Here is a 14146-nt window from a genome sequence, read left to right on the forward strand (position 1 = left end):
ACACATACTTAGCAAACATGCAGAGCCAGTTTTGAATGAATGACAAAGCCATTCCGTAAAGGAATGGCTTTTTTGCTGCTGAAAAACACAAAATCCGCATTCACGGATGATAGTCCCCGTTAAGCTTCGCTACGGGTTTTCTTATTCATTCATTGCAATGCTTGTGACGGTTTCCTTCCTCTCAATCCATTTGACGGAGACGAAGTGGGCAGTTAAAAGGACCAATGCTCCAAACAGATAAGGCAAATGGATATGAACATCAAACAGAATGCCGGCAAGTAAGGGTCCAAAAATATTTCCCAGACTCATGTAAGCATTGTTCATTCCAGCGACGAATCCTTGTTCTTCCCCGGCTCCCTTGGAGAGAAGCGTGTTGATCGTTGGCCGCAAGATGTTGTTACAGGTGAAAAACAGCATCGTGATAAACATGACATACCAGAAATTCCCTGAATGTAGCAAAAGGACGAACGAGATCGAAGACAATAGCAATGTATAATTAATCGTCTTCTTCTCCCCGAAGCGTCGAATGAGCCTGGTAGTCAGCATAATTTGATTGAACGTACCCATCAACGAACATAAGGTAAACAAGATAGCGATGTCACGGCTGGTAAAGCCATAGCTCTGAACCACGTATAAAGGATAAATCGCGTCAAAGTGAGTAAGGCCAAAGGTAAGGACGAAGACAAGGAATAGTAGGACGAAAAAGCGAGACTTGATCGACAGGGCAAGCTGCAGGAAAACGTTGGGTTTTTTATCCCGGGATTGTTGTCGAGTCATACGGTGTTCCAACGATAGTGACTCGGGTAAGAAGACCATGCTGCCGATCATCGCCAGAACACCGATGCACGCAGATGCGAAAAAGGGCGTACGCATGCCAAACTCAGCGAGTAATCCTCCGACACCTGGCCCGATAATAAAACCGGAGGACATGGACGCTCCGATATACGACATGGCTTTGGTGCGCTGTTCGTTCGTTGCAATATCCGCTGCATAAGCCATGATGGACGGCACCAGAGCAGCAGAGCCAATTCCACCAATTAAGCGTGATACGAACAAAAGCATCAGATCGTCAGCAAGTGCTGCCGAGAAATTGGAGAGGGAGAATAAGCTCAGCCCGAGGACAATCAAAGGCTTTCGACCGTACCTATCGGCGAAATTGCCCGCCATGGGTGAAAAAGCGTTATCCACACATTACCTATAAAATCCAGCAAAACGAGTCGGCTCAGCTCTGCAAGATGGTAAAGGAAAGGGTGATCCAGCTGACGATCGTACGCTTCCCGCTGGAGCTCGATGATTTTTCCGTCATGCAGGCCTATCCGCTGATTTTGCCGAGTACCGAAGGCTTAGGGGTCTACCACATGATCGTGGAGGAATTTAGCCGTCGCAAATTGGAAGTAAATCTGTTGTCCGAATGCTCGGATATTCCCATGCTGTTGGAACTGGTTTCATCGGGTTTCGCGGCAACGATCGTGCCCGAGATTGTGCTGAAAATGCACAAGGGACACGAGTTGAAAGCCACGAGGATTGATGACACGCATTTAAGCGCCGCATCGGGGATCATTTGGCTAAAGGACCACTTCCTTTCAATGGCAGCTCGGCATTTTATTGAGCAAATCAGGCAGTAGAACGCTGAGCTTGTCGGAAAAGGAACATACCTGCCATTCTCGAATCTCTCATGAATCGGATAGCAAAAATTAAAAACGCAGACAGGAGCTGGATACGATGATTAAAGGTTTCGGAGGAGTATTTTGGAGAACGAAGGATCTGGAAGCGGTGAAAAAGTGGTATAGCGAAGTGCTGAAGCTTGACATAGAAAATTGGAATGGGACTGTGATAAAACCCCAATCAGGAAATGAGACGATCTTTTCTTTCTTTGCCGAGGATGACAGCTATTTTCCAACAGAGCAACAAGTGATGCTCAATTTCCAAGTACATGATCTAAACGAGACGATCCAGCATCTTGAACATATGGGTGTGCCTCTCGCAAAGGAAAAAGAGAGTAGTGAATTTGGAAAGTTTGTTTGGATTAAAGATCCTGAAGGTCGATTGGTCGAGCTTTGGGAGAAGTAATCGATTGGAAATTTACCTAAATAAAAAGGAACCATTGTTTTTTCAAAGGACAGAAGTGAAGCATGCCGAGGAAAAAGGGAAAAAAGCTAGTGCGTTCTCCCTTTTCCTCCTCTCCACAACACCTTGACCAAGAGCCGGTCTACAAACCCTTCACAAATCCCTCTTCAAATAGTAATGCGTATACCCTCCAGCATTGGGCAGCTGCCCGTACACCTCAAAGCCCAGCTTGCGATAGAAATCCAATGCCTGAAAGCTCAGCGTATCCAGCTTGATGAAGTCACACTGTTTTTCCCGGGCGATTCTTTCTGCTTCCCGCATGAGCTTGGTGCCATAACCGGATTGGCGAAGCTCATCGCTCACATATAAGTAGTGCACCTCGAGCCAGTTCCAGCAGATCTCACCGAGCAAGCCGCCAAGAACTTCTCCTTGCGCATTCTTGACGAAAAGATTGACCTCCTGATATCTCCCTTTCAGCTCGGCAGGGAAGTGTGCTGCATTGAAGACGTACATTTTTTTACGCACGTAGTCTTTATCTGCTTGCGTCGTTTCACTGGAAATGTGTAATTTCCGCGGCAGGCCTTCCCTTTTGATCGAGTAATAACTGTAGGATTCAAAATCGGAGAAATCCTCGGGCAGGTTATGCAGGGAGTGAGAGTAGCTCATTCCGATTTTTTGCAGAATCCGTAGGGAGGCGTGGTTCTGCGGATGCACAGTGGTGATGATTTCGTCCAGCTCCAGTACATCCAGTCCATAGGAAAGAACGGCTGCTGCCGCTTCTGTAGCAAAGCCCCGACCCGTATAGCGTTCCGAGATTCCGTAATAGATTTCTATTTTCGTAGGGTCGAGATCGTAGGGACCGAGCCCGCAGTACCCGATGAGACGATCGGTTTCCTTGCAGATGACGCCTAGATTGAATTTATGGATTTGCTCCTTGGTATTGCGCTCGCAGCAGGAGATGGACCAGTCTATGATCCCTTGTACCTCTTTTAAGGTAGGGGTGCTTTCTCCTGGGATGAAATCATAGAAATGCTGACCCGATACGGCTAGAAACAAGTCGTGGGCATCATCGGGCTGATAGGGACGAAGGAGGAGTCTTTCGGTTTCGATCCTCGCATCGACAAAGAGATGATGAGCGATAGGAATCACAGCCTTTCGTTTTGACAAAGACACAATTGGTCCACTATTTCTCCAGCTGCCTGGCGACTTCCTCCATGAACAAGACGATGGAGCGGTTTGGGGTGTCTTTCTTCTAGCAGGCGACGACATCAGCTTCGTATCCGTCCCCTTCCAGATCGATCAAGCGGAGGCTGGGAGTAGCATACATCTGGACATGTTTGGATTGGACCGTAATTCCGATCCCGGCATCGACCATGAGCATGACAGCATCGATACGAGAAGCGTGGCTGACGATATCAGGGGAAAAGCCATGCTTTGCACATAGTGTCAAAATGTGATCATAGCCTTGAGGCGACTGGGAACGATCCAGCATCACGAAGGGCTCGGTGGACAGCTGCTCAAGACGCAGAGAAGTGCTCGCGGCAAGTCTGTGATCATGCGGCAGGATGGCACAGTACGGCTGCGCCCAAAGCTTCTGGTAAGCGATTCCTTTCATGCTGCCCAGTCCGTGCGACAGGGTAAAGGCGAGATCGATTTCATCTCTCTCCAGCTTTTTGTTGATTTCTCCTACGTTGTAAAAAGCAAAATGAATGTGGATGTTGGGATACTTCTTGCGGAAGGACCTCACGACCAGTGGGAGAAACGACCGTACCGAAACACTCAAAAGACCGATGCGAATGGTTCCGATCCTTCCTTCTTCTGCCAGACGGACGTTCTCGACCGACTCCTCCAAGCGCTGCACAATCTCGCGGGCATCTTTTAAAAAGAGTGTTCCAACCAGTGTCAGCTCGACGGAATGCTTGCTGCGGATGAACAGCTTGACGCCCAGCTTCTTTTCCAGATACGCGATCTGTTGGCTAATGGCGGGCTGAGCGACGAAAAGGCTACGTGCGGCCTCGGAAAAATTCAAGTGCTCGGCGACGGCAATAAATAGCGAAGCTGACGGATGTCCATCTTTGCCTCCTGTGTCTATTTTCGAGAGAAAGCTTTGTTTTATGATAACACAGAGGCGCATTTGAGTAAGTTCGTAATAAGGAAAGCTTATGACGGAATAACGATCGGATATTTCAGCTCTGCGTGTGTCCAGGTGTACCATGATTGATAAGGACATAAAAGTCGGGAGGAAATTACGATGCAACGTTTACAGTCCCTTACTCATGAGAAAGCGATGGAGCTCGTCCGCGAAATGCTGCCGGCGATCCGCTCCCGGGCAGCTCTCTCTGAAGAGCTTCGCTGTCAGCCAAAGGAAACGATACAGGCGTTTCGCGATGCCGGACTGATCCGTGCGCTCATGCCCAAGCGGTGGGGAGGATCTGAGCTGGGGATTGACACGATGTACCAAACGACACGTGAGATTGCAAAAGCCGATCCTTCCGCTGGCTGGTGCTTTGGGTTACTGGTGCTGCATTCCTGGATGCTCGCTTATTATCCAGATGAGGCGCAAAGAGACGTTTGGGGAGAGGATCCAGATGCATGTATTGCCTCCTCCTTTGGCGGTTCGCCTGCCAATCGGGTCGTGCGGGTAGACGGAGGATACATGGTCGATGGAGAATGGGGCTTCTCCTCGGGAATCGATCACAGTGACTGGGCCATGATCTTTGCCCACGCGGCTGCCAGTGATCCTGACGTATCTCCGCAGGCGATGATGATGCTCGTACCCAAAAGCGATTTTACGATTCTTCCCACCTGGAAGACGATCGCGCAAAAGGGAACAGGGAGCAACAATCTCCGTGTACAGCAAGTATTTATTCCAGAGCACCGAACGATTGATATGGTGGCCTGGTGCCAAAAGGGAGAAGGGCCCGGAAGTCAGCTGTCTGACAATGAACTGTACAAGCATCCGCTGTATGCAGTGATTCCCGTGAGTCTCGCGTCCGCGCTGATGGGGGCAAGCCTGGGGGCTTATGAGCTGTGGAGAGATGGAATCAAAGGGAAGTCCACCGTACGAAATGCCAAGGTGGCTGACTTTACCCATCAGCAAATTCGCGTCGCAAAGGTGTCTGCGACCCTGGAGGCCGCCCAAGCGCTGTTTGAAAAATCACTGTCAAGACTGGAAACAGGTGGGCCGATCGATACGTACGAACGCTTGCGTTTACGGCGAAATTACGGCTTTACAGCGAGGCTGTGCAACCAAGCCGTGAAGACCATGATGGAGTCGAGTGGCGCAGGCAGCATGTTTGAAGCCAATCCTCTTCAACGCTACTGGAGAGATGTCCAGGCATCGGCTATGCACATCACCTTTAACATGGATCACCTAGGGGAGATGTTCGGCAAGCTGGAGTTGGGATTACCTCTGAACGAAAAGGATTCCCGGCTTTCCTGATCGATGAGAGAAATGAAAAAGCGGTAGTCCGGGGGAAGGAAAATCCCTCCAGTATTTTCATACCAACTGTTTTAGACCGCGATCATTTGTATTCCCAATTAGAATGTGATGGTGTAGGATAGTCTGCACAAGAGACAGGCGATCAGTAGCTAAAGGAGATCCAGACGTATGAGATCAAACCGTATGAATGTCCCGACGGGGTTTTGGGCTGGATTGCAACGACTAGGGATTGACCCATACGATGTCGTTCGCAAAGCGCGCCTACCAATCACCATTCTCACAGAACCAACTGCAGTCACCATTTCCCAATATTATAGCGTCTGGGAAGTAGCTTTCTTAATCGGGTATGAGGATCAAAACTCGTTTTACCGGGCCTTTCGACTATGGGAAGGTGATACCCCGTCAAATTGGCGGTCCGCATATTTCGGTTCAAACCCGAGTTGCTGATTCGTTGACCTAGTCGTTGCCAAGCATGCTTGGCGGATGAAGCAAGAAATTTGGCGTTGTACGCTAGTTACCGAACGATCCAGACAAAGTACGATAATCTCTATCCGGGGCACAAGGATGTTCCCAGATCAACTTCTAGTCAGCTTGCCGTGAATGACAACAAAGGAGACAAGAGTTATGGATATGGGATTAAGGAACAAAACAGCTTTCGTAACGGGATCGACGAGGGGCATCGGAAAAGCAATTGCCATTGAGCTTGCCAGAGAAGGCGTCAATGTCCTCGTAAATGGACGAAATCATGAAGAGGTAGAACGAATCGTAAATGAATTGAAGGCGGAATTCCCGGCTACTTCTCCTCAGAATGCTACGGCCGATATAGTCGATAGGCAGCAGAGAGAAGCTTTATTTGAGAAATATCCTTCTGTGGATATTCTCGTTAATAATATGGGCATTTATGAAATCATGTCCTATGAAGACGTCTTAAACAAACGAAAGGAACAGAAGTGACATCCAATACAATCATGCCAGGACCAACGCTTTCCGAAAATGTATATCAAATCATTGATCGTTTGTTTCCCGATGATCTGCCATTTTCGGAAAAGGAGAATCAGTTTATGGCTGCAAACCTGCCCCAATCCGAATTACAGCGGTTTATCAGGCCTTTTGAAATAGGCAGGCTGGTTGCATTTCTCTCCAGCCCATATGCAACGGCTTTTAAAGGTTCGCCAATCCGTATGGACGGAGGGATGGTGCCAACGATTTTTTAACAGAAAATCACATCAGAGGCTGCTGGAGAAGATCCAGCAGCTCTTCATTTTCTCAAGCCTTCTTCCGGATATACCAGCGGCGTTTGTGAAAGGAGATGGACCTATATTTCTTGGCAAGTTTTTTGATTCGTTTACTAGTCAGTGATGCCGGTTTTGAAGAGGAGCTTTTATTAAGGGAACCTCTTATAACCAATTGTCCGGGGTAGTGAGCTTTCACGAAATTACCGTACGTTTCAAACTCGGAAAAACCAGCATAACTCTGTTTGTTGGTTTTCTTGATAATCGCCCAGTACCACCTAGTTTTATGTCTGGCCTCAATTTTGCGCTTCAGCCGGGAGAGCTTCGATTTGTCGAACAGCATATAGTGGGCAACGAAAGAGCGCGAGGCGGTTGGCTTGGTCCCCAGCAATTTCTTATATGTGCGAAAATAAGCGGGACGACTCCAGTTACGGCAGTAAAAAATGGTTTTTCCCTTGACGAGAAAGACATGAGGGCGGATGAGGATGGTGTCTGCGTCTATCACGAGATAATACCTTCGTTTGGTCAAACTTCCTCCCGCCAGCTTCAACAATTGCTGGAGCAGCCAGCCTGAGCGATTCGTGCGCTTGGTTTGGTAGCGAATATCCTTTTTGGTAATCGGTAGGACACGTCTTTCATTGATGAAGGTGCAGTTTTTACGACGGCAAAGGGCCTGGATTCGCTTGCTTGGTGGCGATACAACCATGATCTTACCTAGGGGATGCTTCACTTGCTTACGGATACTGTCAATGACATAGGGGAGAGTGCCAAGATCTTTCTCAATAGCCGGGATCAGAACATCAATTTTGATAGAGCTGTTGAAGGCGCTTTTCGCTGAACGTCTCAACGTCCCAACTCCTTTTCGCGAGGCAGTTTCAATCATACGTGTCTGAACAGGTAGGCTAGGGTGTCCGACTTTCCAGATAGGATATGATTTTCTTTCTTGGGGTGAATAAGACATATATGGAAAAGTTGCGAAATGGATGTTTGTCTAGGGAAACGGCTCTCCCCTATTGGCGGCTGATTGCTGAAGAGGTAAGACAAAGATTTTCTTTTATAATAGTATATTTGTATAATAAATTGAACGAGAGGGGGTATCGTCGCAAACGTGGATTCCATACATATTCGCATCGGTCATAACCTGCAGCGTATCCGAAAGCAGCGAGGGCTCAGTCTGGATAAGGTAGCAAGCGCCACCCATGTCAGGAAAGGCATGCTGCATCAGATCGAACGGGGGGAAGTGACCCCCACAGTGACGACGGTTTGGAAGATTGCGACCGGACTGAACATCTCCTTTTCCTCGTTGTTAAAAGAAGAGAAGACAGCTGTGTCGATCGTGATTCCAGGATTGCAGCCGGACATCACGGAGGACGAGGGAGGATGCAAGGTCTACCTGCTGTTTCCCTTTGACCCGCAAACGCTTATGGAAATCTTCACCATCGTACTAAGCCCGGGAGCTAACTATTGCTCCTCGCCACATAACGATGGCGTGCTCGAATACATCACTGTCCAATCTGGCAGCTTCACGATCCAGGTAAAGGAGGAGATCTATTCACTGGGCAAAGGTGAGGCTATCCGTTTTACTGGCAATGTTCCGCACTGCTACAAGAATCTGTCCGCGCAGGAAACTACGATACAGGTCATCATGCATTATCCGGAAGCGTAATTTACCAAAAGCATAAGGGGAGGGAATCGAAGTGAGTCAGGGAATGAAAGAGAGTGCGCAGCGTGTCCAGAATGTGCTGCGAGAGCTGGGATACACCAATGAGGTCGTAGAACTGCCAGACAGCACACGAACGGCGCAGGAGGCCGCAAGCGCTATCGAATGCGAGATTGCGCAAATAGCCAAGTCGATCCTGTTTCGCCTGAAAAAGTCCGAGCGCCCCCTGCTCGTCGTGGCAAGCGGCGTGAACCGAGTAAACGAAAAGCTCATCTCGACGTATGTAGAGGACGAGCTGGGAAAAGCTGATGCCAATTTCGTACGGGAGAGGACGGGCTTTGTCATAGGAGGTGTCGCGCCGGTTGGCCACACGGGGGCGATCGAGACGATCGTGGACGAGGATTTGTTTCGGTACCAGACGATCTGGGCAGCGGCAGGGCATCCGAAAGCCGTTTTCCAACTGACGCCCGATGAGCTGCTCAAAATGACAGGCGGGCGAGTATTGCCGATCAAATAGCTAATTCGCATACAGAGTAAACAAGAACCATCCCACACGTCAGTGCGTGGGATGGTTTTCTATTTGGCCAGGCTGTTTGTTCCAATCGTTTTGTTTTTTGCCATTTTTCATAGCCCGGTTGAGTCATTTGAAAATAGTCATGTGCTGATATGCTTGTGATAGCTCCACAATAGTAAGTCGTCGAAGGGGGGATTCACCTTGCAACGAGGTTGGAAGCAGTGGTCTATTTATTTTCGTTTGTCAATCGGCGCTTTTCTCATCCTTTTCCAACTTCTCCCTGTTCGTGTGTCAGCTACAGGATTTATTGAACAGGACGCGCTGCAAAAACAAATAGACCAAGCACTTCCCGGCTCATTTTTGACAATACCAGAGGGCATGTACACGGGTCCCATTCGTATTGCCAAGCCGATTACGTTGGTCGCCCAAGGCTCTGTCATCATCTCAAATCCTTCACCTGATCCAAAAGATGAACCAGTGGTCGTGATCAGCAGTGATCATGTCACACTCAAAGGCATTGCGATCTCGGACAAACGAGTCAATAGTGCTGAAGCCTCCCTCGTTTTAAAGGGAAGTCACAATGTTCTCGAGCAAGTTCGCATCAAGACAATGGGAACGGGGATTCAGCTGCGAGAGGCAACGAATAATACTCTGCACAACATCAGTGTCACGGGTAAGGTTAAGGAGCAGAGTATCTACGGTGGGGCTGTGCATGATCATGCCAGTCATGGAGCTTCGTCTGCGAACAAGGTAGCAGCCTCAGCACAGAATGTCCCGGCTCGCAAAGGAAACGGTATCGATTTGTTCCGATCCCATCAAAATCGAATCGTTGCAAACCAAATCACCAATGTTTTTGATGGTATTTATCTGGAAAACAGCAACGGCAACCAGATCGTCCAAAACAAGGTCGAGACATCACGTTACGGATACCACTTCATGGGAACTGCCAAGACGCTGCTGCAAGAGAATACCGGCAGCGAGAACGTAACGGGCGCGATGTTGATGGAAACAACGCAAGCTACCGTTCTAAACAATCAGTTCTTCAAACAGAAAAACAACCCGAGTGCACAAGGCATCCTCTTGTATGCCGTGACCGATTCACAGATTAAAAGCAATTTTATCGAAGGCAACCGAGTGGGGTTGTATCTGGAAAACTCGACTGGCATTGAAATTAGAGACAATCGACTCAAGCTGAATTTCATCGGAATGCAGGTGAAAGCGTCGTCAGCGAATACGTTTACAGAAAACCTGTTCATCTCCAACGTGATTCAGGCCCAAGCCCAGGATAGTACCACGGACTCTTTTCGCGGAAACTACTGGGATAATTTGCAGACGCTCGACACGAATGGGGATGGGCGCAGTGAGCTTCCTTACGAAATGAATCCCTTTTACCTAGCATTGACGGATGCTGTACCGCCTTACCAGCTTTTTTTTCAGGCACCAGGGTTCGTTTTTTTAGAGAACCTTTTCTCTTCCGGAACAAATACCGTGATTCGGGATGAAAGTCCTTTAGTAGCAATTTCTATGAATGCGAAGGATCAAGCATCCGGCACTCCATGGGCAACCGGGATACTGGGGTTGCTCCTTCTCGCAGGCAGTACAACGATTATGTATAAGGGAGGAAAACGGCAATGAAGAAAAGAACATGGACCACCATTATGGGTGCGGTAGTTGGGATTAGTTTGTTTGTCATCGGCTGCGGTAAACAAGAGGCTCAGCCTGTTGAGATCGCAGAAGGGGTGGACAAATGTGATATATGCCACATGCATGTTGCCAATGACCAGCACGCGACAGAGCTTGTTCTCAAGGATGGAAAAGTGTTGAAGTTTGATGATATTGGATGCATGCATGAATGGACTGAAAAGAATGGAACAGAGCAAGTAGATACACAGTTCGTGCGCGATTACTACACAGCAGAGTGGTTGAAGGAAGAACAGGCAGCTTTTGCCTATGACAAGACATATAAAACACCGATGGGATACGGCATCCTCTCCTTCCAGGACAAAGCAGCGGCGGAGAAGTTTGTACAAGAACAAAAAACGGGCACCGTGATGAGTGTTGATAGTCTCAAAAGCCATACCTGGGAACGGACGATGAGTGAACACAAGGATATGAATATGGACATGAACATGAATCAGGACAACAACAAATCTTCGGAAGGAACGATGCAGCATTCGTCCCATTAATGACAGGGGAGAGTAGAATATCATGCACATCGAGCTTATCGCCAAACGGGAAGTGACTGTCGGTTTTCGTAATCCGTGGTCGTACTCCTTTCTCGCTTTGTTCACTTTGTTCAGCTTGGGGCTTTTGGTGATCCAGTCGCAGAGCTTTCTGGATGGCTACACGTACTCCACGGGTACCATGCTGAACCTCATTTTGTACTTGCTGCCATTGATGACCATGCTCCTCTCTTCTTTTTCCCTGACTGCGGAAAAAGAGGAGGGTAACTGGCAGCTATTATCTACGTATGCCATGACCACAACCTCGTTTTTGTTTGGAAAGTACGTGGGGCAAGCAATCGTGCTGATCGCGATTGTCTGTTTTGGATATGGTCTGTCAGGCGTAGCGGGCGTTCTTTTGGGTAAAAGTTTCTCTTTCACGGCGCTCTTGTTTCTGCTTGTCTTTTCGGTGTCTATCATCCTTTTGTTTTTAGGGGTGGCGATTGTCATAGGTGCTCTCAGTAAAAATCGCTGGCAGGCTCTCACAATGGGGGTTGCTGTTTGGTTTTTCCTGATTCTGGCTTGGCCGACTCTTCTCATTTCTCTGCTTAGTTTTGTTCCATATACGTGGATCAGGCCTCTGTTGCAACTTGCGACGTTTTTCAATCCCGCTGAGTTCGTGCGTATTTATTCTGTCGCACGCTTGGGCGGGGGCTCGATCTTTGGTCCTGAATATTACAAGTGGATGTATTGGATTGATTCCCCTCTGGGCGATGTCATCTTCGGTGGACTCATCATCGGGTGGATCGGGGTCACCATGTTTATCGCGAGCAAGGCATGGGAAAGGAGGTAGCACATGTCAACGAACGGATTACAAATACAGCAAGCTACGAAGAAGATAGCGGACAAAGTGATTGTTCAGCCGTTCGATCTGCAGATACAGCCAGGTGAGGTAGTCGCTCTCTGCGGTGGGAATGGAGCGGGGAAAAGTACGATTCTGCGCATGATCGTCGGAATTCTGTCTCCTACTTCTGGAAAAATTTCATTGAACGGGAAGACCCATGTCGATCAGCGAGTGGATTACCTGCAGCAGATCGGGTACATGCCGGATCATTTTAACTTTGCCGCTGGTTTGTCTGCGCGTGAAACGATTCGCTTCTACGCTGCGTTGCGAGGGAAAACAGCGGATGTCGCCGATAAGGCTCTCCGTGCAGTCGGACTGGAGGAGGTGAAAAACAAACGGGTTACCCAGTTTTCGAAGGGAATGCAGCAGCGTCTGCTGTTTGCCCAAGCCATTTTAGCCAAACCAGCTCTCGTCGTTCTGGACGAACCGACAAACGGGCTTGATCCTTATTGGATGGATGCATTCGTCGATCTTGTTCGGGATTTAAAACAAGCAGGCCAGTCCGTCCTGTTTTCGACACATCAGCTGCAGGTCGCTGATACAGTTGCCGACCGGGCGATCTTCCTGATGAACGGGCATGTCGTACGAGACAGCTCCATACAGGAATATCAGGCAGAGTACGGGGCGCTTGGATTATACGCAGCGTTTGCCGATCTGTTTACGCCTACCTTACAGAAGTAAAAATCAGCTTTGCTTATTCTCATAACGGAGGGTTATACATGAAAGTGAGCCATTATAATCGTTTTTGGCGCTGGCATTTCTATGCAGCCTTTTTTATCACACCACTCTTGATTACATTAACGTTAACGGGCATTGGCTATTTATTTTATACAGATGTAGAAAATCGCGCTTACGATGACCTGTTCTTTGGAAAAAGCAATCATTCAGAAGCATTAACCATTGATAAAGGGATTGAGAAGGCGGTAGAGCAGTTCAAGGACTATTCAGTCTCCAAGGTCATTGTTTTGGATGAGCCCTATAATACACGTCTGACGATGACAAATAACGATGGCGACCAAAAATACGTATTTTTAGATGAGAATTATGAGGTTGTCGGCAGCCAGGACGCCAAGTATACATTCTCGAACGTGATGAGAGAATCGCATAGCTCATTATTTGTAGGTGGAACTGTTGTCAACTATTTAGTGGAATTGGCTGCCTGCTGGGCAATCTTCTTGCTGATCTCCGGTATTTACATGACCTTTAGAGGAAAAATATTGAAGATGAAACAAAACCTTACCAAGCAGCAAAAAAACAAAAAGTGGCATGCGTTAATCGGTACCATCATTACCATTCCTATGATTGTCATTATTTTTACCGGCTTGCCTTGGTCTGCATTTATGGGCAATTTTATTTACTCAGCTGCTCAAGAATATCCTTCCATTGGTAACCCGCTATTAAAGCAACAGCCACCAACATCAGATATGAGTGAAATTCCTTGGGCCACACGAAAAAATGAGGCCCCCACATCCAATCAATCCCATGCGCATCACGGGAATATGGCTGGTATGATGACACACAACAGCAACATGATCAGTATCCAGCAGTTAATGCAAGAGGTTGAAAAGGAACAGATTTCCAAACCTTATTCCATTGTGTATCCGAAGAATGAAGAGGGCGTATTCACGGTATCAAAAGGCAGCAATACGGGAGTAACGGGCCTCGATGTAAGTCCCTATGAAGAAGTCACAACCTATTTTGACCAATACAGCGGAAAGCTGATTTCCAAAGTGGGCTATGAGGATTACGGCATTTTAGCAAAATGGTTCACATGGGGAATCCCCTTGCATGAAGGACATTTATTCGGCTGGCCCAATAAACTCATAAACCTGGTCGTTTGCCTATCTTTTCTCCTCGTCATTTTTTGGGGATTTAAGTCCTGGCTGTCTCGGAAGAAAGAAGGATCGTTTTCTGCTCCACCTAAAGCCTCCAGTAGCGTATCCATCAGTTTCCTTGTCTTGATGGTGGGATTGGGAGTGATTATGCCCTTATTTGGTTTGTCGCTCATACTGGTGGTCATTCTGGAAGGGATGATGCACTTCATGAATAAAGGGAACAAGAGGGATTTGACGGCTTCGTAGAAAGCACTGCATTTCCCGAAAAAAAGAAACGGATAGGGAAGGAAGTGGCTAGCTTCCTCTCTATCCGCTCTTTTACCCTTTTGG

Annotated in this window: 15 protein-coding genes and 2 pseudogenes; 12 read left to right on the forward strand and 5 right to left on the reverse strand. The window is 47.9% G+C overall.

From position 1 onward, the window contains the following. Nucleotides 1-141: 141 nt before the first annotated feature. Entirely contained in the window at nucleotides 142-1167 is a 1026-nt protein-coding gene (locus EDM55_RS16460) for an MFS transporter (RefSeq protein WP_122960813.1), read from the reverse strand. A 2-nt stretch (nucleotides 1168-1169) separates the two neighbouring features. Between EDM55_RS16460 and EDM55_RS16465 the strand changes: the two genes are divergently transcribed. Together EDM55_RS16465 and EDM55_RS16470 are read left to right on the forward strand one after the other, a co-directional pair. Next, nucleotides 1170-1625 (forward strand): LysR family transcriptional regulator substrate-binding protein, encoded by a 456-nt coding sequence (locus tag EDM55_RS16465; RefSeq protein ID WP_246070944.1) that lies wholly within the window; start codon nucleotides 1170-1172, stop codon nucleotides 1623-1625. Nucleotides 1626-1722: 97 nt separating this feature from the next. Beyond that, nucleotides 1723-2070 carry a VOC family protein gene (locus EDM55_RS16470; RefSeq protein ID WP_092275947.1) on the forward strand — a complete coding sequence of 116 codons (348 nt, stop codon included), beginning with the start codon at nucleotides 1723-1725 and terminating at the stop codon, nucleotides 2068-2070. A gap of 150 nt (nucleotides 2071-2220) precedes the next feature. On the opposite strand, the gene EDM55_RS31030 is transcribed toward EDM55_RS16470, so the two are convergent. From EDM55_RS31030 to EDM55_RS16480, 3 genes and pseudogenes are all read right to left on the reverse strand, one after another. Continuing rightward, nucleotides 2221-2646, reverse strand: coding sequence for a GNAT family N-acetyltransferase (locus tag EDM55_RS31030; RefSeq protein WP_258957920.1), 426 nt, complete (start codon nucleotides 2644-2646; stop codon nucleotides 2221-2223). 96 nt (nucleotides 2647-2742) lie between these two features. Then, nucleotides 2743-3336, reverse strand: a pseudogene (locus EDM55_RS31035) (GNAT family N-acetyltransferase); the annotation flags it as partial. Continuing rightward, a complete protein-coding gene (locus EDM55_RS16480) occupies nucleotides 3320-4297 on the reverse strand; it encodes a LysR family transcriptional regulator (protein WP_311133299.1) in 978 nt (325 codons plus the stop codon). The pseudogene EDM55_RS31035 and the gene EDM55_RS16480, both read right to left, overlap by 17 nt. A gap of 21 nt (nucleotides 4298-4318) precedes the next feature. Between EDM55_RS16480 and EDM55_RS16485 the strand changes: the two genes are divergently transcribed. From EDM55_RS16485 to EDM55_RS16495, 3 genes and pseudogenes are all read left to right on the forward strand, one after another. After that, entirely contained in the window at nucleotides 4319-5509 is a 1191-nt protein-coding gene (locus tag EDM55_RS16485) for an acyl-CoA dehydrogenase family protein (RefSeq protein ID WP_122960815.1), read from the forward strand. Nucleotides 5510-5692: 183 nt separating this feature from the next. Beyond that, nucleotides 5693-5956: a helix-turn-helix domain-containing protein gene (locus EDM55_RS31465; RefSeq protein ID WP_326245083.1), complete on the forward strand. Its 264-nt coding sequence runs from the start codon at nucleotides 5693-5695 to the stop codon at nucleotides 5954-5956. A 177-nt stretch (nucleotides 5957-6133) separates the two neighbouring features. Beyond that, nucleotides 6134-6723: pseudogene (locus EDM55_RS16495) on the forward strand (SDR family NAD(P)-dependent oxidoreductase). Nucleotides 6724-6775: 52 nt separating this feature from the next. Here EDM55_RS16495 and EDM55_RS16500 read toward each other — a convergent pair. Next, on the reverse strand, nucleotides 6776-7588 hold the full coding sequence (locus EDM55_RS16500) for a DUF6492 family protein (RefSeq protein WP_092275935.1): 813 nt from the start codon (nucleotides 7586-7588) through the stop codon (nucleotides 6776-6778). 261 nt (nucleotides 7589-7849) lie between these two features. Here EDM55_RS16500 and EDM55_RS16505 point away from each other — a divergent pair, with 261 nt between their 5' ends. From EDM55_RS16505 to EDM55_RS16535, 7 genes are all read left to right on the forward strand, one after another. After that, nucleotides 7850-8407, forward strand: a complete 558-nt coding sequence (locus EDM55_RS16505) for a helix-turn-helix domain-containing protein (protein ID WP_122960816.1) — start codon at nucleotides 7850-7852, stop codon at nucleotides 8405-8407. 31 nt (nucleotides 8408-8438) lie between these two features. Beyond that, on the forward strand, nucleotides 8439-8918 hold the full coding sequence (locus EDM55_RS16510) for a YbaK/EbsC family protein (protein ID WP_122960817.1): 480 nt from the start codon (nucleotides 8439-8441) through the stop codon (nucleotides 8916-8918). Between the two features lie 198 nt (nucleotides 8919-9116). After that, nucleotides 9117-10550, forward strand: coding sequence for a right-handed parallel beta-helix repeat-containing protein (locus EDM55_RS16515; RefSeq protein WP_246070943.1), 1434 nt, complete (start codon nucleotides 9117-9119; stop codon nucleotides 10548-10550). Beyond that, nucleotides 10547-11101: a nitrous oxide reductase accessory protein NosL gene (locus EDM55_RS16520; RefSeq protein ID WP_122960818.1), complete on the forward strand. Its 555-nt coding sequence runs from the start codon at nucleotides 10547-10549 to the stop codon at nucleotides 11099-11101. Before EDM55_RS16515 ends, EDM55_RS16520 begins: the two co-directional genes overlap by 4 nt. Before the next feature lie 22 nt (nucleotides 11102-11123). After that, on the forward strand, nucleotides 11124-11930 hold the full coding sequence (locus EDM55_RS16525; RefSeq protein ID WP_122960819.1) for an ABC transporter permease: 807 nt from the start codon (nucleotides 11124-11126) through the stop codon (nucleotides 11928-11930). Between the two features lie 3 nt (nucleotides 11931-11933). Next, nucleotides 11934-12662 (forward strand): ABC transporter ATP-binding protein, encoded by a 729-nt coding sequence (locus tag EDM55_RS16530; protein ID WP_122960820.1) that lies wholly within the window; start codon nucleotides 11934-11936, stop codon nucleotides 12660-12662. A gap of 38 nt (nucleotides 12663-12700) precedes the next feature. Continuing rightward, nucleotides 12701-14062: a PepSY-associated TM helix domain-containing protein gene (locus EDM55_RS16535; protein ID WP_122960821.1), complete on the forward strand. Its 1362-nt coding sequence runs from the start codon at nucleotides 12701-12703 to the stop codon at nucleotides 14060-14062. Nucleotides 14063-14146 lie beyond the last annotated feature (84 nt).

It is taken from the genome of Brevibacillus centrosporus (assembly GCF_003710815.1).
Taxonomy (GTDB): Bacteria; Bacillota; Bacilli; order Brevibacillales; family Brevibacillaceae; genus Brevibacillus; species Brevibacillus centrosporus.